This is a genomic window from Mesorhizobium sp. 43Arga (genome assembly GCF_053714255.1).
Map to the genome: position 1 here is coordinate 54,218 of NZ_JBSKBO010000008.1, position 20,548 is coordinate 74,765.

Below are 20,548 nucleotides of genomic sequence, written 5' to 3' on the forward strand. Positions count from 1 at the left end.
TGTCGCTGATCACTGCGTCTCGTGCAGCGGCTGGGGACGCCATTTCGCCAGCCGATCCTCGACCATGGTCATCAGATATTCGGCGCCGAGCGCCACCACCATGACGATGACGATCGCGGCATACATGCCGGCGGCGTCGAACGATCCCTTGGCGATATTGATCAGCAGGCCGATGCCATAGCGCGAGCCGACGAATTCGCCGACGATCGCACCGATGATGGCAAAGCCGAAGCTGACATGCAGGCTGGCGAAGATCCAGCTCATCGCCGAAGGAACGATCACCGAGCGCGTCAACTGCCAGTTGGACGCCCCGAGGATACGGGCATTGGCAATCATTGCCCTGTCAGCCTCCCGCACGCCCTGGAATGCATTGTGGAAGACAACGAAGAAAACCATGACGAAGGCGAGCGCCACTTTCGAAGCGAGGCCAAGGCCGAGGATCATGATGAAGATCGGCGCCAGAACCACGCGTGGGATGGAATTGATCACCTTGATGTAGATGGAGAAAATGTCGGCGGCCATGCGGTTGCGACCGAGCGCGACGCCGATGATGATGCCGGCTACCGAGCCGGTCACAAAGCCAATGACAGCCTCCTCCATGGTAACATAGAGATGATACCAGAGGGGCCCTTCGGACGTTCCTTCCGTGATCCATTCATAGAGCCGCTGCGCGATCGCGCTCGGCATAGCGTAGAAAAACGGATCGATCCACCCCAGGCGCGCGGCAATCTCCCACAGGCCGAGAAAGGCGACCAGGATGGCGATCCGCCAGAATATCACGGTGCGGCGGCGGCGCTGCGATGCCTTTGCCGCGGCTGCTTCGATTTCCGCGTCGGAAGTGCCAGGCTTGAATGCCCCTGCCCTGATGTCGATGGCGGCATCTGTCATGGCGTTCCTCCTCAGGCTGCCGCGCGTGCATAGCTGGTCTCGACCTCTTCCTTGAGGTCGGCCCAGATGGTGCGCGAGTAATCGATGAAGCTTTGTTCGTAGCGGATGTCGGCGACGACGCGCGGGCGCGGCAGGTCGATCGTGTAGACCGATTTCACGGTGGCCGGCCCGGCGGTCAGGACATAGACCTTGTCGGCCAAGGCAATCGCCTCTTCCAGGTCATGGGTTACGAAGACCACGGAAGCCTTTGCTTCGGACCAAAGGCGCAGCAGCTCCTCGTGCATCAGCACGCGAGTCTGCACGTCAAGCGCTGAAAACGGCTCGTCCATCAGCAGGATCTCCGGGCCGTTTATGAAAGTCTGCGCCAGCGCCACACGCTTGCGCATACCGCCCGAAAGCTGGTGCGGATAATGCTGCTCGAATCGCGACAGGCCGACGCGCGCCAGCCAGTCTCGCGCCGCAGCCATGGCTTCGGACTTCGCCTTGCCGCGAAAGAGCGGACCAGCCATCACGTTCTCGATCACGGTTCGCCACGGAAACAGGGCATCGCTTTGGAAAACAAAGCCGATGCGCGGGTCTATCCCCTTGACCGGCGCGCCCATGACACGAACCTCACCGGCACTTGGGCTTGCCAGTCCGGTCACCAAGTTGAGGGTGGTGGATTTCCCACAACCGGTCGGGCCGACAACGGCAACGAATTCGCCGCGCTGTACGGTCATGGTGAAATCGCGCAGCGCCGTCAGCGATTTGCCGGTGGGTGAAAGGAAGCGTCGACTGACGTTGATCAGCTCGATCGCCGGGGCATTTTTTTCAATAGCCATGGTGGAACTCCTGGATAAAAGCAGACGCCCGCCGTCGGCCCCGAGGCCACCGGACGTGAAAAGTTGACGGGTACCGGCGCGATGGCTTCATCGCGCCGGTACGGCCTGCTACTTGGCGTTCTTGACGAATTCCGAGGTGTAGGTCTTGGCAAGGTCGATCTGCTTGCCCTGCAGTTCCTTCTTGAAGGTTGAAAGAACAGTCAGCACCGTCTCAGGTCCACCTTCAGGCATAATCCCGTCGGGGGTGAACATTGCCTTGCCGGCATCGAGGGCCTTCACATAACCTTCCTTGTCGCCGACATAATAGTCCTTCGGCATCTTGTCGGCGATCTCGGCGCCACTGTGCGTGTTGATGAACTTCTGCGTCTTGACGAAGGCATTGGCCAGCTTCTGCACGATGTCCTTGTGCGCTTCGACCCAGTCCGTCTGCATATAGAGGGAGGCGGCCGGGTAGGTACCGCCGAGAGCGGCCTTGGTGCCTTCTATCGTGCGCATGTCGATAAGGACTTTGGCCTCACCAGTCTTCAGCAGCCGCGTGATCGTCGGCTCGGTCGTCATGCCCGCCTGGATCTTGTCCTGCTGCATGGCGGCAATGAAGGTGTTGCCGGCGCCGACTGGAACCGAGGTGAATTCGCCGAGCTTCAAACCGTTCTTGACGGCAAGATATTCCGTAAGAAAATTGGTCGATGAGCCTAGACCGGTCACACCCAGGCTCATGCCCTTGAAGTCGGCGGGTGTTTTGATCTCGGGATGTTTGGTCGAAACGAGCTCGACCTCTCCCGGCGCCTGGCTGAACTGGACGATGGATTCGACGAATTTGCCCTTGGCCTGCAGATCGATGCAGTGATCATAAAAGCCGACAACTCCTTGCACGGCACCGGCAAGCATCTCGTTTTCGGCGTCGACCCCGGCCGGCTCATTCAGCAACTCGACGTCGAGACCCTCGTCCTTGAAGTAACCGAGTGCTTCGGTCAGTTTGGCTGGCAGGTAAATCTGCTTCTCGTAGCCGCCGACCATGATGGAAACTTTGTCGGCGGCGTGTACGGACGGCGCTGACAAGGCCATGGTGGCGACGAGTGCGGTTGTGGCGGCTGAATCAAGCAGAATTCGCGCGAGCGACATGGCCTCTTCCCTTTGTTCGTTTCCCGCGCCCCTCTCTCTCCCATCGCTTTGCGCGACAATATGGGGGCGCCGGACAAGAGTTATGGCACCAACCTTTCATCCAGCTTTCAGGATAAAGCCGAAAATGACGGCAATGCTTACCGATCAGTAAGCCGCGGCCGACGGGCAGTCGCGGCGCCCTGAAAATGTCCGCCGTGCCAAGTTCAGCGGTCAAACCCAAGCACGTCGCGCATGTCGTATTCGCCTGGCGAGCGTCCCGACACCCAAACTGCCGCGGCGATGGCGCCACGCGCGAACATGATGCGGTCGCCGGCCGCGTGCGACAAGGTAACAAGCTCGCCTTCAGCACAGAAGCAGACGCTGTGTTCGCCGACGATGCTGCCGCCGCGAACCACCGCAAAACCAATCTCGCCGACCGGCCGCGCGCCGGTGACGCCGTCGCGGACGCGCCTTGCGACCGCGTCCAGTTCGACGCCGCGTCCACCGGCGACGGCCTGTCCCAGCATCAGCGCGGTGCCTGAAGGCGCGTCGATCTTGTGGCGATGATGCGCCTCGAAAATCTCAGCGTCCCAATCTTCGGGGGCGAGCGCTCTCGCCGCCTGCTCGACCAGTCCGACCAGCATGTTGAGCCCGAGCGAAAAACTGCCGGAGCGGACGATGGGAATCGTTTTCGCGGCATCGGCGATATCAGCCAGTTCGCCGGCATCGAAACCGGTCGAGCCCATCACCAGGGCCGGTCCACCGCGCTTCGCACAGAAGCTCGCCAGATCTGCGGAGGCGGCCGGCGCGGTGAAATCGATCACCACCTCGGCCATGGCAAGCGCCTCGTCGCGGCTTACCAGCCCTTCGCCGACACTCCCCGGGCGATGGAAGCGGGCGGCAAGTACCAGCCGCGGATCGGCCTGCACGGCCTCCGCCATCTGCCGCCCCATGCGGCCCAGCGCCCCGGCGATGGCGATCCGGATCGGCCTTTGAACCATGATTTCCGCTACTTCCACATGCCGCGCATGCGCGCGCCGATATCGACGCGCACGTCCGGCCGGGGCGCCCTGCCCTCAGCCGCCTGTGCGCTCGGCCAGGACATCTGCTGGAACGCGGCGAGGATCGAGGCCGGGATGAAGCGGGTGCGCGAGGCATAGAGGTGGCGATCGCCGCGCGCGGCCTGGCCATGCGGAAAGAAGCGCTGCGGCATGACGAGGTTGAGGCTGTCCTTGGCCCGCGTCATCGCCACATAGAGCAGCCGGCGCTCCTCCTCGATATCCTCCTTGGTGCCGACGCCGAGATCGGCCGGAATGCAGCCATCGACGGTGTTGAGCACGAAGACGTTCTTCCACTCCTGGCCCTTGGCCGAGTGGATGGTCGACAGGATCAGATAATCCTCGTCGCGGTGCGGCGGCCCGGCCTGGTCGCTGGTCGCATCCGGCGGGTCGAGCGTCAGTTCGGTCAGGAAGCGTTCGCGCGAGGCGTAGCCCGAGCCGATCTGCTCGAGCTGCAACAGGTCGGCGCGGCGTGTGATGGCATCCTCATGGATGCGTTCCAGATGTGGCTCGTACCAGAGCCTGACCTGTTCGAGATCGGCCGGCCATTTGGCGCCGGCCCGCAGGCGGGAATAGAGCGAGACGAAACCCGGCCAGTCATCCGCCGCACGTTGCGGCGGCCGCCAGCCGGCCAACCCCATCGCCTCGTCCAGAGCCGATGTCATCGTCTCGACAATCTGCGCGGCGGCCGAAGGGCCAATGCCCGGCATCAGCTGCAGGACGCGAAAGCCGGCGACGCGGTCGCGCGGGTTTTCGGCAAAACGCAGCACCGCCAGCACATCCTTGACATGGGCGGCATCGAGGAATTTCAGGCCGCCGAACTTGACGAAGGGAATGTTGCGCCGCGTCAGCTCGATCTCCAGCGGCCCGCTGTGATGCGAGGCGCGAAACAGTACCGCCTGCGATTTCAGCGCCGTGCCAGCTTCTCGTTCGGCCAGAATGGTATCGCAGACGAAGTTGGCCTGCTCGACCTCGTCGCGGACGCTCACCAGCCTTGGCTTGTCGGTGGATTTGCGTTCCGACCAAAGGTTCTTGGTGAAGCGCTCCGAGGCCTCGCCGATCACCGCATTGGCGGCGGCCAGAATGGTTTCCGTCGAGCGATAGTTGCGCTCCAGCATCACCACATCGGCGGCCTGCGCGAACTGCCGGGGAAAATCGAGGATGTTGCGCACCTCGGCGGCACGGAAGGAATAGATCGACTGGGCATCGTCGCCGACCACCGTCAGCCCTGCGCCGTCGGGTTTCAGCGCCATCAGAATCGAGGCCTGCAGCCGGTTGGTGTCCTGGTATTCGTCGACCAGAACATGGTCGAAACGTCCGCCCAGATGCGCCGCGATTTTCGGCTCGGCCGCCATCTGCGCCCAGTAGAGCAGCAGATCGTCGTAATCGAGCACGTTCTGCGCCTGCTTGGCCTCGACATAGCCGGCGAACAGTTGCTTAAGCTCTCCGGCCCAGCCGGCGCACCAGGGAAAGGCAGACCCCAGTACTTCGCCGAGCGGCGCCTGCGCGTTGACGGCGCGCGAATAGATCGCAAGGCAGGTGCCCTTGGTTGGAAAACGCGCCTCCGTCTTGGAGAAGCCGAGTTCGTGGCGCACGAGGTTCATCAGGTCGGCGGAATCCTCGCGGTCATGGATGGTGAAGGCCGGATCGAGGCCGATCTCCAGCGCATAGTCGCGCAACAGCCGGGCGCCGATGCCGTGAAAAGTGCCGGCCCAGGTCAGCGCATCGGTGACAACCGCGGCGTCACGGCCGAGCACTTCGCCGGCGATGCGTTCGACGCGCTTGGCCATTTCGGACGCGGCGCGGCGCGAAAAGGTCATCAGCAGGATGCGGCGCGGGTCCGCACCCCTGACGATGAGATGGGCGACGCGATGCGCCAGCGTGTTGGTCTTGCCCGAGCCGGCGCCGGCAATGACCAGCAACGGCCCGGCGATGTTGCCGTCGCCATGCTCGACAGCCTGGCGCTGAGCGTCGTTCAAACGCGCGAGATAGGCGGGCGCGACGGCCGATTCCAAAAGGGTCGAATCATGGGCGGCGAGGTTCATCGCCCATCAAGCATCGTTTCCGCTTTGTTCGCAACACCGAAGCGGCGCGACGAACCCTTGGTTTTGACGCAATTCCCAAGCGCTCCGCGCTTTTCCCGGGGAAAAACCGCTTCACACTTTTGCTGGAATCGCTCTACCGCCGGGGGTCGACACCCATGGCTGCCGATTGGCGGCGCAGAGCATCGCGGTCACTTCTCGATGCGGGCAGCAATAGGGGATCGATGTCGCCGGGCACGTCATCGATCATCTTGCGCGCGAGGCGATAAGTGAGAAAGGCGAATGTACCTACCAGAAGCAAACGGATCATGCCGTGGTCCTCCTCTGATGGGGGTCAACCGGAAACATGACGGTTTGTTCCATCACGCCAAATTCGCAACCAAACCGATGACGGATCGTTGAGAGGGCGGAGGCGATAGCGATGAAAAAGCTAGGATTAGCCCTGGTCCTGATGGTTTTGGCTGTCTCTGCCTGCGACAACAAACTGCCACTGACCAAGGCTCCTGGTGCCGAACAAAGCTCCTACGCCAGCAATCTCGTCATGAACACGGAGACTGTCGGCCACTGAGATAATTCCGGTGCATATGAGGGCCGTCGGAACCTCATTGCATTGCCGCTATGCATTCTTCAAGCCGCTCGAGGCGGAACTTGGCATTGCGCAGTTCGTGGCCGGCTTCCTGGCGCTGCTGACGGCCTCGCGATGGAGACGCTATTGTGAGGTTTCTTTCGAGTTCGGCGATGCGCGCACGCACCTGCCGCGCCTCGTCCTGACGCAACGCTTTATCCAGTTCCGCCTCGCATCCGTCTTCCCGCAAACACCCGAAAACCCGCAGCTTTCCATGCCAGAAAGACGCTAACTTCCTGCAAGTGCGAATATTCTAAATTTAATGAATGCTAATTTAGAAGGGGTTCGGCGCAACGAAGAAGGCCGGCGCCGCTTGGGAGGAGAAGGCGCCGGCCAAGCGGATAAATCAGGTCCGCCGCGCCATGCAGCGTAGCTGAGTCTTGCCTCTGCGTCATGCGGGATCGCGGATTTCGGCCCTTTCCGGGCGCTTTCCACCGGCAAAAGCTTGCCGAAGAGGGTTCGTCGCCGGTCAAATTCCGAGCCGTTGCCTGGCGATGGCAGCATGGAAACTGGCGCCGAACACTAGCCCATCATCGTTGAAGTCATAGCTGGAATTGTGCAGCGGCGCCGAGGCCTCGCCATTGCCGAGGAAGACGAAGCAGCCCGGCACGTGATCGAGGAAACGGGCAAAATCCTCCGACGCCGTCATCGGCTCGCGGGCAACCGCGATATTGCCGGGATCGAAGATTTTCTTGGCGGCGGCGAAGGCCGCCTCGACCAGTTCGGCATCGTTGTGCAAGGGCACAAATTCCCTGGTGTAATTGACCTCGGCGGCAACGTTACAGGCGGCCGCGGTGCCCTCGGCGATTATGCGCATCTGCCGTTCGATCTCAGCGCTGACCTCGGGGCGAAAACTGCGCGCATCGCCGAGGATGCGGGCAAGACCAGGCAATGCATTGCGGGTGCCGTCGGTGATCAGTTCGGTCACCGAAACCACCGCTGTGTCGGCCGGGCTCAGCCGGCGCGAAACGATCGTCTGCAGGTTGGTAACCAGGGCGCAGGCGGCGACCAGCGTTTCGTTGACCGCATGCGGCCGCGCCGCGTGGCCGCCGAGCCCCTTGAGCACGATCTCGAAATTGTCCTCGGCCGACATGACTGGGCCGGCGCGGGTCTCGAAGTGTCCGACGGGAAGGCCGGGCATGTTGTGCAGGCCAAATATCTCGTCGAAGGGGAAGCGCTGCATCAGGCCATCATCGAGCATGGCCAGCGCACCCCTGCCCCACTCCTCGGCCGGCTGGAAGATGAAGCGCACGGTGCCGTCGAAACCACCCTCCCTCGCCAGCAGCCTTGCAGCGCCGAGCAGCATGGCGGTGTGGCCGTCATGACCGCAGGCATGCATGATGCCGGGATTGCCGGACCGGTATGGCGCGCTCGATTGCTCCGATATGCGCAGCGCATCCATATCGGCCCGCAGCGCAATGGCGCGGTTGCCGCTGCCGCGTTTCAATGTGCCGACGACGCCGGTGCCACCGACACCCTCGGCGACATCGTCCAGGCCGAATTCCCGTAGCTTGGCCGCGACGAAGGCCGCGGTGCGTTTCTCCTCGAAGCCGAATTCGGGGTGCGCATGCAGGTCGCGCCGCCAAGCGGTCATCTCGCGCTTCAGCGTTTCTGGATCGAGTTCAGCCATGTCTTCAGCCTTCGAGCTCGGCGAGTTCCGTCACGACATCAAGCAGGATGTTGGCGCCGGCAACAAGCTCGGCATCCTCGGTGTGTTCATGCGGGCTGTGGCTGATGCCTCCGGCGCTCGGCACGAAGATCATCGCCGCCGGCGCGATGCGCGCGATCATCTGCGCGTCATGGCCGGCGCCAGATGTCATGCGCCGCGAGGCAAGCCCGCGCTTCCTGGCAGCGGCTTCGATCAGTTCGACGACTCGGCCGTCAAAGACGACCGGCTCGAAGCGCGCCAGCCGCTCGACCGTCACGGTGATGCCCTCGGCGCCGAGCTGTTCCAGAAAGGCGGCCAGCGACGCCTCCTGCGCCTGCAAGCGCTGCTCGTCTGGATCGCGCAGGTCGACGGTGAAGACCGCGCGCGATGGGATGACGTTGATGGCATTCGGCTCGAAGCTCATCGTGCCGATGGTGGCAACGGTCGGCGCGTTGGAGGCCGCGGCAAGGTCATGCAGGAAGGTGACCACGCGCGCTGCTGCGTATCCGGCGTCGCAGCGCATCGACATCGGCGTGGTGCCGGCATGGTTGGCCACGCCATCAAGGGTGATGCGCTGCCAGGAAATGCCTTGCAGGGTCTCCACCGCGCCGATCGGAATGCCTTCGCGCTCCAGGACCGGCCCCTGTTCGATATGCAGTTCGAGATAGAGGTGCGGCTTGAGAAAGCCGAGCTCGCGCTCGCCGGCATAGCCGATGCGGGCGAGTTCCTGCCCGAGCGTGCTGCCGTCGGTGCCGACAGCGGCGAGCGCCGCCTCGACATCGACGCCGCCGGCATGGACCTGCGAACCCATCATGTCGGGAGAGAAGCGCACGCCCTCCTCATTGGTGAAGGCGGCGACAGCGATTGGGCGCGACGGCGACAGGCCGAAGGCCTTCAGTGTCTCGATCACCTCCAGCCCGGCAAGCACGCCGTAGCAGCCATCATAGATGCCGGCGTCGATGACGGTGTCGATGTGGGAGCCGATAAGCAGCGGCGCCTCGCCTGTATTGTCGGCGCTTTGCCAGATGCCGAAAATGTTGCCGATGCGGTCGATGGCGACATCGAGCCCGGCCTGCCGTAGCCAGCCGACGAAGAGGTCGCGGCCCTGCCTGTCGGTGTCGGAGGCCGCGAGCCGGGTCAGCCTGCCCTCGCCGTCGCGGCCAACGGCGCCGAGTTCACGGATGCGGCCAAGCAGGCGCTGCGCGTCGACCGCGATCATGGCGTTGCCTCGGCAGCGAGCTTGCCGGCCAGCACCTCGGCCGGGCTCAAGCCGACCAGTTCGGCATAGCGATGCGGGTCGGTGGCGCCTTCGGTGTTGACCACCAGCACGCGGGATTTGCCGTCGAGGCCGAGATCGGTCCTGTTTTCGGCGATCGCCCGGATAAGTCCGGCAAGGCCGACGCCGCCGCTCTCGCCGGCAACGATCACCGGATCGCTACCGGCAGGCCGGGCCAGCCGCCGCATCACCGCGACGGCGTCGTCCTCGTCCACCGTCATGAAGGCATCGCCGGCGCGCGCCAGCACGCGCCAGGCGACCTGAGAGGCCTCATAGCATTCAAGCATGGACATGACAGTCGGCTGATCGTGGGCCACCTTGACCACATGCCCTGCCCGGGCAGCCGCGACGATGCAGGCCGCGCGCGCCGGTTCGACCACGGTGAAGACCGGCCTGGCGTCGCCAAGCACGATGGCGAGATGGCCGGCCACCGCGGCGGCGATGCCGCCGACGCCGGCCTGGACGAAGACGTGGGTCGGCGGTTCGCTGAGCTGGCGCAGCGCTTCGCGGACGATCGCCGTATAGCCCTGCATGACCAGGCCGGGGATGCGTTCATAACCCGGCCACGACGTATCAGACACCACGGTCCAGCCCTTCTCGGCCGCGATCCGCGCCGCTTGCCTGACCGAATCGTCATAATTGCCATCGACGCGAACCATCTCCGCGCCGTAGCGGGCGATTGCCGAGATGCGCTCGTCGCTGACGCCGGCATGAACAAAGATCACCGCCCTGGCGCCGGCAAGCTCGGCGCCTTGCGCGACCGACCGGCCGTGATTGCCGTCGGTGGCGCACGCAAATGTCATTTTTGCCGCGACCGAGCGGACATCGGTACGATCGAGATCCTCGACATCGACAGGGTGGCCAAGTCTTTTACTTGCCTCCTCCAATACAAGGCGGAAAACAGCATAGGCGCCGCCCAGCGCCTTGAAGCTGCCCAGGCCGAGACGAAAGCCCTCATCCTTGACGTGCAGCGCAGCGAGGCCGAGTTCGCCCGCCAGCGCCGGCAGCGCGTGCAGCGGCGTCATCGCGTGATCGTCGCGATGGGCAAGAAAGCGCTCGACCGTGTCGGCGCCCGCGATCCCGAGGGTTTCGGCATCGGCCGCATCAAGCGGCTTGCCGTGCAAGGCATTGCGATTGGGCAGGAACACTGGTGACCTCCTTGGCAGTCAGCGAGACCATATTGCAGGACAGACGCAAAGAGCGCTGTAATTGGGCCTGCGAAATGCAAGTTTGTTTCACCGGGATACCGCCATTGCCTGCATCATCGCCTCCGCTCGACAGTTTCGATCTCGCCATCCTTGCCATCCTGCAGCGCGATAACACGACGCCGCAGCGGCTGATCGGCGAAGCGGTGAACCTGTCGGCGCCGGCGGTGCAGCGCCGGATCAAGCGCATGGAGCAGGCCGGTGTCATCGCAAGCAATGTCGCAATCATCGAACCCGCGGCGGTCGGCCAGCCCATCACCATCTTCGTCGAGGTGGAACTGGAGAGCGAGCGCACCGAACTGATCGACGCGGCCAAGCGGCAATTCTCGCAAACGCCTGAAGTGCAGCAATGCTACTATGTCACCGGCGAGGCCGACTTCATCCTCGTCATCACCGTGGCAGACATGGGCGCCTATGAGGCGCTGACGCGAAAACTGTTCTTCGGCAGCAACAATGTCCGGAAATTCCGCACCTTCGTCGCCATGGACCGCGTCAAGGTCGGGCTGACGGTGCCGTTGCCGGATTGAGCCTTGCCGGCTGGCAGGCTCCGCCGCCATGCTTTTGACATTCTCAGGACGCGAATTGAGCTGGGAGGCGCGCTTGGACCACACCACAACAGTAGCGATCATCGGGGCCGGGCCGGCGGGCCTGGCGGTTGCCGCATGCCTGCGGCAGGCCGGCGTCGACTTCATCATCATCGAAAAAGAGCAGCAGGCGGCGCCTGCCTGGCGGCGCCACTATGAGCGCGTCCACCTGCATACGACCAAGCGCTATTCGTCGCTGCCCTTCGTGCCGTTTCCCAAACACTATCCGCGTTATGTGCCGCGTGATCTTTTCGCCGACTATCTCGATGCCTATGCGCAACGCTTCGACCTCAAGCCTCGTTTCGGAGCAACGGTGAATGCGGTCACCCGAGAGGGGCGCGGCTGGCATGTGGAGGCGACATCCGGCCCGCTGCGCGCCAAACATGTGGTGATCGCGTCAGGCTACAATGCCGAGCCCTCGCGGCCCGGATTTACCGGCATCGACAGCTTCACCGGCAAGACATTGCACAGCGCCGACTATCGCAATGCCAGGCCTTTCGCCGGTCAGTCGGTGCTGGTCGTTGGCATGGGCAACACCGGCGCGGAGATTGCGCTCGATCTGGCGGAAAACGGCGCACAACCGACGATTTCCGTGCGCGGCGGCGTTCATATCGTGCCACGCGAACTGTTCGGCGTGCCCATCCAGATGGTCGGCATGGCGACGCGCCTCGGTCCGCAACGCCTCAACGATCTTCTTTTCCCGGTCATTCTCGACCTGGTGCTAGGACGGCTGGACAAATACGGGCTCAAACGGCCGGGACAGGGACTGCTGGAACAGATCGCGATTGCATCGCGCATTCCGGTGATCGACGTCGGCACCATCGGCAAGATCCGCGAAGGGGCCATCAAGGTCGCGCCCGATATCGCCGAGATTTCGCAACGCGGCGCCCGTTTTGCCGACGGCAAACACGGCGAATTCGATGCGATCATCTTCGCCACCGGCTACCGCCCGGGCTATGCCAGATTTCTCGAGCCTGGCATCCAGCCCGACCGCAGCGGCGTTACCCCCAAAGCTTCGGATCTCGGCCTCTACCTCGTCGGTTTCCACAATGCAGTCACCGGATTGCTGCGCGAAATCGGGATAGAAGCCCAGGCGATCGCCGACGACATAAGACACCGGCTGAACAGGAAGAAGGCGGCTGAAATCCTGCCGGTATAGTCGATCTCCACCGTTTCGCTCGGATCAACCAGCCTTGCGCAGCCAGACCTTGTTGTCGTGGAAGGCGGCACCGCCATAGGGCGCCGGTGCATCGGCGCCCGTCAGCACGTTGATGCCCTCGCCGCGCTCATGTGCGCTGTTGGGCCAGATGCCTTCGGCGATCACCACGCCGCGCTTGATGCCATCGAAGAATTTCGCATGCAGCACGAGGTCGCCGCGCTGGTTGCCGACCTCGACGCGGTCGCCATCGGCAAGCCCAAGGTCCGCCGCGTCATCGGGATGCATGAGCAGCGACGGCCTGCCTTCCTTCTCCTTCGACACCGGCGTTTCGGCAAAGGTCGAGTTGAGGAAGTTGCGCGCTGGCGAGGTCGTCAGCCGGAATGGATGCGCCTCGTCGGCCACTTCGATCAGGTCGACATGGTCGGGAAACTCGGGCAGCTGTTCCACCGGTCCGAACAGGCCCATGCTCTTCGGCGGCCGGTTGGGAGCCGCCTGGCCGGTCCAGTCGGCGCGGAAGCGAAATTTTCCATCCGCATGGCCAAACCCCTTGATGAAATGCGCGGTCTCGAAATCCGGCTGCAGATCGATCCATTTCTGCGCTTTCAAGCTGTCGAAGCCGCCCAGCCCACGCTTGCCGAGAATGATGTCGATATGCTGCTGTTCAGTGAGGCCAAAACCCGGACGGTCGGCGACCCCCAGGCGCTCCGCCAGTTGCTCGATGACGAAATGGTTGGTGCGCGGCCCTTCCGGCGGCTCGATCAGCTTCGGCCCCAACGTGATGTGCTGGTTGCCGCCGCCCTTGTAGACATCGTCATGTTCCAGAAACATCGTCGCCGGCAGCACGACATCGGCGAGCCTTGCCGTGTCGGTCATGAACTGCTCGTGCACGCAAGTGAACAGGTCGTCGCGCAAAAAGCCCTGCTTCACCAGCCGCTGCTCGGGCGCGACATTCACTGGATTGGTGTTCTGGATCAGCATCGCCGTCACCGGCGGTCCGCCATAGAGCGCGTCGCTGGCGCCAGTCAGCACCGGGCCGATACGCGAATGGTCGAGGTAGCGAATCGCTGGATCGCGCATCCTGGTGCCTTCCAACACCTCCTGGTTGAGCTTGAAGATGCCGGAATTCGAATGAAAGGCGCCGCCGCCCTCATACTGCCAGCTGCCGGTGACGGCGGCGATGCAGGAGGCGGCATGCATGTTGACGGCGCCGTTGCGCTGGCGGGCAAAACCATAGCCGAGCCGGAAATAGGTTTTCTTGGTCGTGCCAACGAGGCGGGCAAAGGTCTCGATCTCGGTGACCGACAAGCCCGTGATCTGGGCCGCCCATTCCGGCGTACGCGGCTGCAGATGCGCTTCCAGCCCCTTCGGGTCGTCGGTGTATTTTTCGAGATAGGCGCGATCAGCCAGGCCTTCCCTGAACAGCACATGCATGACCGCACAGGCCAGCGCGCCGTCGGTGCCGGGCTTCAGCACCATGCCCATATCGGCCTGTTTCATCGTCGCGTTTTCATAGACGTCGATGACGACGATTTTCGCGCCGCGCTCCTTGCGCGCCTTGATGGCATGGGTCATCACATTGACTTGGGTAACAACGGCATTGGTGCCCCAGATCACCACGCAGTCGGATTTTGCCATCTCGCGCGGGTCGGGCCCACGCAAGGCGCCTGCCCCCATCATCCAGCCGGTCCAGGCGAGATTGGTGCAGATCGACCCGAAGAAGCCTGAATACTTTTTGGCGTGACGCAGCCGGTCGATGCCGTCGCGCTGTACCAGTCCCATCGTGCCGGCATAGAAATAGGGCCAGACCGTCTCCGAGCCGTATTTCTCTTCAGCCGCGATGAACTTTTCGGCGACGAGGTCGAGCGCCGCCTCCCAGCTCGCTTCCTGCCAGACACCATCGCCCTTGGCACCGGCGCGGATCAGCGGCTTCAGCAGCCGGTCGGGGTGATGGACACGGTCGGCGTAGCGGGCGACCTTGGCGCAGACGACACCGGATGTGTAGGTGTTGGCCTTGGCGCCATGGACACGGCCGATGCGGTTGCCATCGAGCAGTTCGACCTCGAGCGCGCAGGTCGACGGGCAATCATGCGGACAGGCCGAGTGGCCGATGCGAAGCTTGGCGTGTTGGTTCATAAAGCATGTCTAGCGAGTTTCGCGCGTGGCGTGTAGGGCCAGTTACACACCGTCAGTGCGCTTGAGCAGCGCATTGTAGCCACCGCATCGCGGACAACACATGTGCCGCTCGATATGGGCTGGCCTGCCGGAGTGTCGAAAACCGCCAGTTCCGCCCCGCCACAGTCGGGGCATTTTGACGACAGCTTTGAGGTCAACCGCCAGTATCTTGCCAGCCTCGATCCATGATTCCTTGCACATCAATGGCCCCCCGAGTGCTATTTCCCGCGCATCGCATCGCCTAATTTACCGACCAAATTGAACCTCTCGGCAATCGCAAAGAAGAGTAAGTTGAATTCGCGATCGAATATTTCGTTGCCGCGATTGTAGTATGCGCATGTACTGAGTTCGACGCCGGCGTTAAACAGAAGATCGACAAGACGATAGTTCGCCCCATGATTGGCACCGATCTCGGTGCGCTTTAGAGCTTTCAAAGCACGCTTGGCCGCGACAGGGTCGAACTGCCGTTGGTGCAAGCCGAAGAAGAACCGGTCCTCGCGCACAAACTCATCGATGAAACCGTCCATGGCTGACATAGGTCGCCCCGGCTTGTCCGGACATGAGATTAGCTGGATGTCGAGGCGGCGTGTAGAGGCAGCTTCCCCTTCTCCCCTTGTTGTGGGGGAGATTAGCTCTACTCCGCCGTGCCTTCCTCATACTCGGCCGACATGGTCAGCCATTTTTCCTCGTGGCCGGCCAGCGTCTGGGCGAGTTGCGAGCGCTCCTTGGCCAGGCGTGTCGCGGTCGAGGGATCCTTTTCGTAGATCGCCGGATTGGCGAGCTCATCCTCGATGCCGTCGATGCGCTTGCGGATGCGGTCCATCAGCGCCTCGGTGGCGCGGATTTCCTTGGCCAGCGGTTCGAAGGCGGCGCGGCGCGCGGCCGCGTCGCGGCGGCGGTCGGCCTTTGACGCCTTGTCCGCCTCGCGCTTGCCGCGGCGGTCGCCGGACACGCCGGTGACCAGTGTCTTGTAGTCCTCCAGGTCGCCATCATACGGGTTGACCGCGCCATCCTTGACCAGCCACAGCCGATCGGCCGTCGCCTCCAGGAGATGGCGGTCATGCGAGATCAGGATGACGGCGCCGGGAAATTCGTTGAGCGCATGGATCAGCGATTCGCGGCTGTCGATGTCGAGATGGTTGGTCGGCTCGTCGAGGATGAACAGGTTCGGCCCTTCGAAGGCCGACAGGCCCATCAGAAGGCGCGCCTTCTCGCCGCCGGACAGGTCCTTGGCTGGCGTATTCATCTTCTCGGTGGTCAGGCCGAACTGGGCGACGCGACCGCGCACCTTCGATTCCGGCGCCTCCGGCATCAGCCGGCGGACATGCTCATAGGCGTTTTCTTCCGGGCGCAGATCGTCGAGCTGGTGCTGGGCGAAGATCGCCACCTTCAGCCCAGGCGCCACCGTCATCGTGCCGGTCTCCTGCTTCAGCCGGCCCGACAGCAATTTGGCGAAGGTCGACTTGCCGTTGCCGTTGGCGCCGAGCAGCGCGATGCGGTCGTCGGCGTCGATGCGCAGCGTCATCTTCTTGAGGATCGGCTGGCCCTCGGTATAGCCGACATTGACGTTGTTCAGCGCCACGATCGGCGAGGCCACGGTCTTCACCGGTTCCGGGAAGGAGAACGGCCGCACCGAATCGTTCACGATGGCCGCGATCGGCTTCATCTTTTCCAGGGCCTTGATGCGTGACTGCGCCTGCCTGGCCTTGGAGGCCTTGGCGCGGAAGCGCTCGACGAAGGATTCCATGTGCTTGCGGGCGGCTTCCTGTTTGACGCGGCCCTTTTCCTGCAATTCCTTCTGCTCGGTGTACTGCCGCTCGAACTGGTCGTAGCCGCCGCGCCAGAAGGTAAGCTTCTTCTGGTCGAGGTGAACGATCGAGTTGACGGCGCGGTTGAGCAGGTCACGGTCGTGCGAAATCAAAAGCACGGTGTGCGGGTATTTCGACACGTAGTTTTCCAGCCACAGCGTGCCTTCGAGGTCGAGATAGTTGGTCGGCTCGTCGAGCAGCAGCAGATCCGGCTCTGAAAACAGCACGGCAGCCAATGCCACGCGCATGCGCCAGCCGCCGGAGAAGGACGAGGCCGGCCGGCGCTGCGCCGCGTCGTCGAAGCCGAGGCCGGCCAGGATGGTGGCAGCGCGGGACTCGGCTGAATGGGCGTCGATGTCGGCCAGCCGCATGTGGATGTCGGCGATGCGGTGCGGATCGGTGGCGGTTTTTTCCTCTTCGAGCAGCGCCGTGCGTTCGAGGTCTGCCTTGAGCACGATCTCGATCAGTGGCTCCTCGGTTCCGGGCGCTTCCTGCGCGACCTGGCCGATGCGCGTGTTCCTCGGCAGGCTGATCGAACCAGTCTCGGAGGGAAAGTCTCCCGTGATGGCCTTGAACAGCGTCGTCTTGCCGGTGCCGTTGCGGCCGACAAGGCCGGCCTTGGTGCCGGCGGGCAAGGTCAGCGAGGCATGGCCGAGAAGCAGGCGCCCGGCCATGCGGAGCGAAAGGTCGTTGATGATCAGCATGGCCGCGCTTTTGCACCGGACATCGACGCTTCGCAAGACCTTGCAGCCTGGTCGGCCCGATCGCGCATGAAAACGGCGGCAGCCGGCGGGGCCTTCTGGCATCAACCGGCGTCGCTCGCACTTGCGATCGCCAAGCCGCCGGAACGGATATTGAAGATACTGGCCTAAGGAATTTATACTGATCCAAACCGTGTTTATATAATTTTCGCACCGACTAAACAGAATAGAATGAATGTTGACAAAGAACAGCGTTGTCTCAACTTTGCTTTCAGCTGCCGTCGTCGTCGGTGCGAGCGCGGCATATGGGCAGAATGCAGGCGATTATCCGCTGGCGCCGATCCATTTTCCCGCAGGCAAGTCCAGCGCCATCATCAGCGACGGTGTCGAGCGAGGCGCGAGTGCTACTTATTCGTTTGGCGCAAGGTCGGGCAAAATCGATGCGGGTGTCACCCAAATGGAGTGGCGACCTTCCCAAGGACGGCGACGACATCATCGTGGTCGTAGGGACGCGCGGCAATGTTAATTACCACCTAAAGGTTTCGGCCCACCGAGCAATTCCAGTGTGGACAGTTTAACTGGGGAAAAGCGCATTGCGCTTTCCCCACGGGGAATTGCATCAAAATAGAAATTTGGAGCAGTTCACGTTTCACGGGTGAACTGCTCCAGATCTTTGTTTTACGGAGCGCGGCGCCCAAACTGCGCCCCGCTCACATCGACCCGGCAGAACGATTGCACCAGGCAATCGTGCCGCGACTTGCACAGAACAAAACGGCCGGACCTTTTTTTTTCAGGCCGCCCGCTGTCAGGCCTTTGCCTTGCCTTTCTTTGCCACGGCGGCCGGGGCTGCTGCCGGTTTGCGGCCAAGCCCTGTCGACTTCGCCAGCGCCGACCGGGTCGCCGAGTAGTTTGGCGCAACCATCGGGTAATCCGGCGGCAAGCCCCATTTGGCCCGATAGTCGTCCGGGCTCAGGCCGTAATCCGTCCGAAGGTGCCGCTTGAGCGACTTGAACTTCTTTCCGTCCTCCAGGCAGACGATGTAGTCGGGAAACACCGACTTTTTTGGATTTACAGCCGGAACAAGGCTCGGGCTTTCGACGACGGCCGCACCAGCCAGTTTCCGAACCGATGCACTGACGCTGGCAATCAAGTCAGGCAGGCCGGAAGCCGGAAGCGGATTGTTGCCTACATAGGCCGAGACAATATCGGCCGTTAGCTCGATAACGGTCTTATCCTCGATATTTGACAATTCTTTCATCCTATTTGCGAGAAAGTCATCCACCCCAGCGAAGACTTTCGTCGATGTATCTCTTTAACCGCGTCCCCCAGCGGGTCGCCAAGCGCCAGAACGAATCAAGACTTGGCGTCAACTATCTTTATGGGAAATCGACGCCGCGCAAATTAGAAAATCTAATACTTGGAAGCAGCAGATTTGCTTGTCCGGGCGTCGGCCAATATCTCAAGAATACGCCGCCAACGGGCGCATCGCCCGAAATCCTTCTGCTCAATCGCCTTTTCGGCCTTCATCGCCGCGTAGAGCGGTGCCTCGGCGCCAAATTCCTTGATCAGCCAATGCGCTTCCTGCCTGGCGAGACGTTCATTGTCGTCAAACATAGTCTTGCGCCTCCGAGCGCTCCAGACCGACCGCGATACAACTGCCAATGACGAGGACGGCGCCGGCAATGGCGGTCGTCGTCAACCGTTCCCCGGACAGGGTCAGCAGCAGCGTCGATGCAATCGGCGTGAGATAGGCGACGACCGCGACCTTGCCGCTGCCTTCAAGCTTCAAGGCGCGCGACCAGAAGTAATAACCCAGCCCCATCGGGCCGGCGCCGAGATAGAGCCCGAGGGCGAGATCCATGCCGGCGGGCCAGGCGACGCCTTCTCGAGCGGACCACAGAAGCGTCAAGGCGACGCCGACCAGCGACGAAGGCAGCAGCAGGCGATCGGGCGACGTGGCGAGCCGTCCCACCATCACCGAATAGAACGCCATGCACAGCGCAGACCCGAATGCGGCGAAATAGCCGACGAGATCGCCCTGGAACCAGCTGCTCTCACGCCCTCCCGAAATCACCAGCGCGACGCCGACAAAGCCAAGGGCCGCGGCAAGACCCAGCAAGACCGGACGCCGGGGATTGTCGAAGGCGATCACCGCCGCGGCGACCATCAAGGGCCAGGTGTAGGCCACGAGATTGGCTTCGATCACCGGCATCGAGGCGAAGGCGATGTATTGCAGCACCATGGTGCCGACCAGACCTATGAAGCCGACCGCGAGAGGAGCCAATGCCGCCCCCGGCGCCATTAGGGGCGCTTCCTCACGGCTCATGAACCGGATCAAGGCGAAGACCAGTGCAGCTCCCGCAAATTGCAGGAACTGCACCTGCGACACCGGGTGGTTCGCCAGCAGGGATTTGCCGACCAAGGCATTGGTCGACCACAGAGCCACCGCGCCAGCTGCAAAGACCAGCGCGGATACTGAAGCTGATCCGTGCTGAAAAAATCGGCCTCGGGCTCTATCCCTGTGTTGCACTATGATCTCGTCCGAAGACCGGCTCCCGCTTTTCGGGATCATGGTCGACTACCATGATTCCCTGGCTCCGCCCGCAACCGGTGCATCGGCGGCCGGGGCGGGCGTCGGATGCTCCGCCTCAAACCGTCGATAGGCCGGCAACTGGTTGGTCCAAACGTCTTCAGCCAGCTCGTTGACCCATTCACGGTCGTGATCGTTGTCGGCGGCGAGATAGAACATGCGGTTGTCGTCGACATAGGGCTTGGCCACCGAACGCTGATTGAGCACCAGGGTGACGCGCTCGCCATACTGGATCGGGGCGGTGCGATGCAGGACGCCAAGGAACTGTCCGAGCGTCGCGTAGTTCATCTTGTGATCGATGCGCATGATGCGGTTGCGCGGGATCTCGCGCCCGGATTCGAGGATGGCGCGGCCGGTCTCTGAATCGTCGCAATAGATTTCGAGATGGCCGCCGACGAGCGGGTCGCTGATCGACAGCGGAATGAGTTCGGTGACCGGAACGCCGTCGCAATGCCATTCGACGGCGCCGTCCCTGGGATTCATGAAGGTGACGGTCGAGCCGACGATCGACAGCGGATAGGGCTCCAGCTTCGTGCCCATCATGTCGGACAGCCGCTCCAGGCGCAGCTTGTCGTGCAGCAACTCCTTGATTTCGGGGATGAAACGGTCGGCGCCAGTGATGAAGGTCAGGTCGAGGTGCTTGTGCACGGCATGGCTGGCCTTGAGCTTCAGGGCGGCCTCCTCGATCGCGGCGAGCAGCGCCGGGTCATAGCCATGCAGATACTGTGCAACGCCGAAACTCGACACTTTCCAGGCGGTTTCGTGGCCGATAATGGCCTCGCGGCTCATCGCATAGCGCAGATCGGGTATGGTATGTGCGTTCATTGTACTTCTCCAAGTGGGGGGCAAACACTTGGTTAACAGTCGATT

The 20,548-nt window shown here is 62.7% G+C and carries 20 protein-coding genes; 3 read left to right on the forward strand and 17 right to left on the reverse strand.

What is annotated here, in order from left to right:
• Positions 1–9 precede the first annotated feature (9 nt).
• The 6 genes from ACWGS8_RS24960 to ACWGS8_RS24985 all read right to left on the reverse strand — a co-directional run bounded on the left by ACWGS8_RS24960 (position 10) and on the right by ACWGS8_RS24985 (position 6,220).
• Positions 10–888: an ABC transporter permease gene (locus ACWGS8_RS24960; RefSeq protein ID WP_454583406.1), complete on the reverse strand. Its 879-nt coding sequence runs from the start codon at positions 886–888 to the stop codon at positions 10–12.
• Between the two features lie 11 nt (positions 889–899).
• Positions 900–1,709, reverse strand: a complete 810-nt coding sequence (locus tag ACWGS8_RS24965; RefSeq protein ID WP_454583407.1) for an ABC transporter ATP-binding protein — start codon at positions 1,707–1,709, stop codon at positions 900–902.
• 108 nt (positions 1,710–1,817) lie between these two features.
• Entirely contained in the window at positions 1,818–2,774 is a 957-nt protein-coding gene (locus ACWGS8_RS24970) for an ABC transporter substrate-binding protein (protein ID WP_454583641.1), read from the reverse strand.
• A gap of 260 nt (positions 2,775–3,034) precedes the next feature.
• A complete protein-coding gene (gene dapB, locus ACWGS8_RS24975) occupies positions 3,035–3,811 on the reverse strand; it encodes a 4-hydroxy-tetrahydrodipicolinate reductase (RefSeq protein ID WP_454583408.1) in 777 nt (258 codons plus the stop codon).
• Between the two features lie 8 nt (positions 3,812–3,819).
• Entirely contained in the window at positions 3,820–5,913 is a 2,094-nt protein-coding gene (locus ACWGS8_RS24980; protein WP_454583409.1) for an ATP-dependent helicase, read from the reverse strand.
• Between the two features lie 133 nt (positions 5,914–6,046).
• On the reverse strand, positions 6,047–6,220 hold the full coding sequence (locus tag ACWGS8_RS24985; protein WP_454583410.1) for a hypothetical protein: 174 nt from the start codon (positions 6,218–6,220) through the stop codon (positions 6,047–6,049).
• 111 nt (positions 6,221–6,331) lie between these two features.
• Between ACWGS8_RS24985 and ACWGS8_RS24990 the strand changes: the two genes are divergently transcribed.
• A complete protein-coding gene (locus tag ACWGS8_RS24990) occupies positions 6,332–6,478 on the forward strand; it encodes a hypothetical protein (protein ID WP_454583411.1) in 147 nt (48 codons plus the stop codon).
• 34 nt (positions 6,479–6,512) lie between these two features.
• On the opposite strand, the gene ACWGS8_RS24995 is transcribed toward ACWGS8_RS24990, so the two are convergent.
• From ACWGS8_RS24995 to ACWGS8_RS25010, 4 genes are all read right to left on the reverse strand, one after another.
• Positions 6,513–6,686 (reverse strand): hypothetical protein, encoded by a 174-nt coding sequence (locus ACWGS8_RS24995; protein WP_454583412.1) that lies wholly within the window; start codon positions 6,684–6,686, stop codon positions 6,513–6,515.
• Positions 6,687–7,004: 318 nt separating this feature from the next.
• On the reverse strand, positions 7,005–8,165 hold the full coding sequence (locus ACWGS8_RS25000; protein WP_454583413.1) for a M20 aminoacylase family protein: 1,161 nt from the start codon (positions 8,163–8,165) through the stop codon (positions 7,005–7,007).
• Between the two features lie 4 nt (positions 8,166–8,169).
• Positions 8,170–9,402: an allantoate amidohydrolase gene (locus ACWGS8_RS25005; protein WP_454583414.1), complete on the reverse strand. Its 1,233-nt coding sequence runs from the start codon at positions 9,400–9,402 to the stop codon at positions 8,170–8,172.
• On the reverse strand, positions 9,399–10,607 hold the full coding sequence (locus ACWGS8_RS25010) for a diaminopropionate ammonia-lyase (RefSeq protein ID WP_454583415.1): 1,209 nt from the start codon (positions 10,605–10,607) through the stop codon (positions 9,399–9,401). The genes ACWGS8_RS25005 and ACWGS8_RS25010 overlap by 4 nt, the downstream gene beginning before the upstream one ends.
• 104 nt (positions 10,608–10,711) lie before the next feature.
• Between ACWGS8_RS25010 and ACWGS8_RS25015 the strand changes: the two genes are divergently transcribed.
• Positions 10,712–11,191 (forward strand): Lrp/AsnC family transcriptional regulator, encoded by a 480-nt coding sequence (locus tag ACWGS8_RS25015; protein ID WP_454583416.1) that lies wholly within the window; start codon positions 10,712–10,714, stop codon positions 11,189–11,191.
• A 28-nt stretch (positions 11,192–11,219) separates the two neighbouring features.
• Complete coding sequence (locus tag ACWGS8_RS25020) at positions 11,220–12,407, forward strand: flavin-containing monooxygenase (RefSeq protein ID WP_454583417.1); 1,188 nt, start codon at positions 11,220–11,222, stop codon at positions 12,405–12,407.
• Positions 12,408–12,431: 24 nt separating this feature from the next.
• Here the strand turns inward: ACWGS8_RS25020 and ACWGS8_RS25025 are convergent, their stop codons facing one another.
• The 7 genes from ACWGS8_RS25025 to ACWGS8_RS25055 all read right to left on the reverse strand — a co-directional run bounded on the left by ACWGS8_RS25025 (position 12,432) and on the right by ACWGS8_RS25055 (position 20,503).
• The gene (locus ACWGS8_RS25025; protein ID WP_454583418.1) at positions 12,432–14,540 is read right to left on the reverse strand and encodes a molybdopterin-containing oxidoreductase family protein; all 2,109 of its coding nucleotides are present in this window, start codon (positions 14,538–14,540) and stop codon (positions 12,432–12,434) included.
• Positions 14,541–14,797: 257 nt separating this feature from the next.
• Positions 14,798–15,115 (reverse strand): hypothetical protein, encoded by a 318-nt coding sequence (locus tag ACWGS8_RS25030; RefSeq protein ID WP_454583419.1) that lies wholly within the window; start codon positions 15,113–15,115, stop codon positions 14,798–14,800.
• A gap of 98 nt (positions 15,116–15,213) precedes the next feature.
• On the reverse strand, positions 15,214–17,091 hold the full coding sequence (locus tag ACWGS8_RS25035; RefSeq protein ID WP_454583420.1) for an ABC-F family ATP-binding cassette domain-containing protein: 1,878 nt from the start codon (positions 17,089–17,091) through the stop codon (positions 15,214–15,216).
• 802 nt (positions 17,092–17,893) lie between these two features.
• On the reverse strand, positions 17,894–18,346 hold the full coding sequence (locus ACWGS8_RS25040) for a MucR family transcriptional regulator (protein ID WP_454583642.1): 453 nt from the start codon (positions 18,344–18,346) through the stop codon (positions 17,894–17,896).
• Between the two features lie 152 nt (positions 18,347–18,498).
• On the reverse strand, positions 18,499–18,702 hold the full coding sequence (locus ACWGS8_RS25045; RefSeq protein ID WP_454583421.1) for a hypothetical protein: 204 nt from the start codon (positions 18,700–18,702) through the stop codon (positions 18,499–18,501).
• Positions 18,695–19,621 carry a DMT family transporter gene (locus tag ACWGS8_RS25050; RefSeq protein WP_454583643.1) on the reverse strand — a complete coding sequence of 309 codons (927 nt, stop codon included), beginning with the start codon at positions 19,619–19,621 and terminating at the stop codon, positions 18,695–18,697. Before ACWGS8_RS25050 ends, ACWGS8_RS25045 begins: the two co-directional genes overlap by 8 nt.
• Positions 19,622–19,666: 45 nt before the next feature.
• Positions 19,667–20,503, reverse strand: coding sequence for a hypothetical protein (locus tag ACWGS8_RS25055; RefSeq protein ID WP_454583422.1), 837 nt, complete (start codon positions 20,501–20,503; stop codon positions 19,667–19,669).
• Positions 20,504–20,548: the final 45 nt, after the last annotated feature.

What these genes read in the sequence shown, in the direction of transcription:
- ACWGS8_RS25055 (WP_454583422.1), bottom strand. Translation starts at nt 20,503, where the DNA reads ATGAACGCACATACCATACCCGATCTGCGCTATGCGATGAGCCGCGAG.
- dapB (WP_454583408.1), bottom strand. Translation starts at nt 3,811, where the DNA reads ATGGTTCAAAGGCCGATCCGGATCGCCATCGCCGGGGCGCTGGGCCGC.
- ACWGS8_RS24960 (WP_454583406.1), bottom strand. Translation starts at nt 888, where the DNA reads ATGACAGATGCCGCCATCGACATCAGGGCAGGGGCATTCAAGCCTGGC.
- ACWGS8_RS25020 (WP_454583417.1), top strand. Translation starts at nt 11,220, where the DNA reads ATGCTTTTGACATTCTCAGGACGCGAATTGAGCTGGGAGGCGCGCTTG.
- ACWGS8_RS25045 (WP_454583421.1), bottom strand. Translation starts at nt 18,702, where the DNA reads ATGTTTGACGACAATGAACGTCTCGCCAGGCAGGAAGCGCATTGGCTG.
- ACWGS8_RS24990 (WP_454583411.1), top strand. Translation starts at nt 6,332, where the DNA reads ATGAAAAAGCTAGGATTAGCCCTGGTCCTGATGGTTTTGGCTGTCTCT.
- ACWGS8_RS24980 (WP_454583409.1), bottom strand. Translation starts at nt 5,913, where the DNA reads ATGAACCTCGCCGCCCATGATTCGACCCTTTTGGAATCGGCCGTCGCG.
- ACWGS8_RS25000 (WP_454583413.1), bottom strand. Translation starts at nt 8,165, where the DNA reads ATGGCTGAACTCGATCCAGAAACGCTGAAGCGCGAGATGACCGCTTGG.
- ACWGS8_RS25035 (WP_454583420.1), bottom strand. Translation starts at nt 17,091, where the DNA reads ATGCTGATCATCAACGACCTTTCGCTCCGCATGGCCGGGCGCCTGCTT.
- ACWGS8_RS25005 (WP_454583414.1), bottom strand. Translation starts at nt 9,402, where the DNA reads ATGATCGCGGTCGACGCGCAGCGCCTGCTTGGCCGCATCCGTGAACTC.
- ACWGS8_RS25040 (WP_454583642.1), bottom strand. Translation starts at nt 18,346, where the DNA reads ATGAAAGAATTGTCAAATATCGAGGATAAGACCGTTATCGAGCTAACG.
- ACWGS8_RS25030 (WP_454583419.1), bottom strand. Translation starts at nt 15,115, where the DNA reads ATGTCAGCCATGGACGGTTTCATCGATGAGTTTGTGCGCGAGGACCGG.
- ACWGS8_RS24970 (WP_454583641.1), bottom strand. Translation starts at nt 2,774, where the DNA reads ATGGCCTTGTCAGCGCCGTCCGTACACGCCGCCGACAAAGTTTCCATC.
- ACWGS8_RS25025 (WP_454583418.1), bottom strand. Translation starts at nt 14,540, where the DNA reads ATGAACCAACACGCCAAGCTTCGCATCGGCCACTCGGCCTGTCCGCAT.
- ACWGS8_RS24985 (WP_454583410.1), bottom strand. Translation starts at nt 6,220, where the DNA reads ATGATCCGTTTGCTTCTGGTAGGTACATTCGCCTTTCTCACTTATCGC.
- ACWGS8_RS24965 (WP_454583407.1), bottom strand. Translation starts at nt 1,709, where the DNA reads ATGGCTATTGAAAAAAATGCCCCGGCGATCGAGCTGATCAACGTCAGT.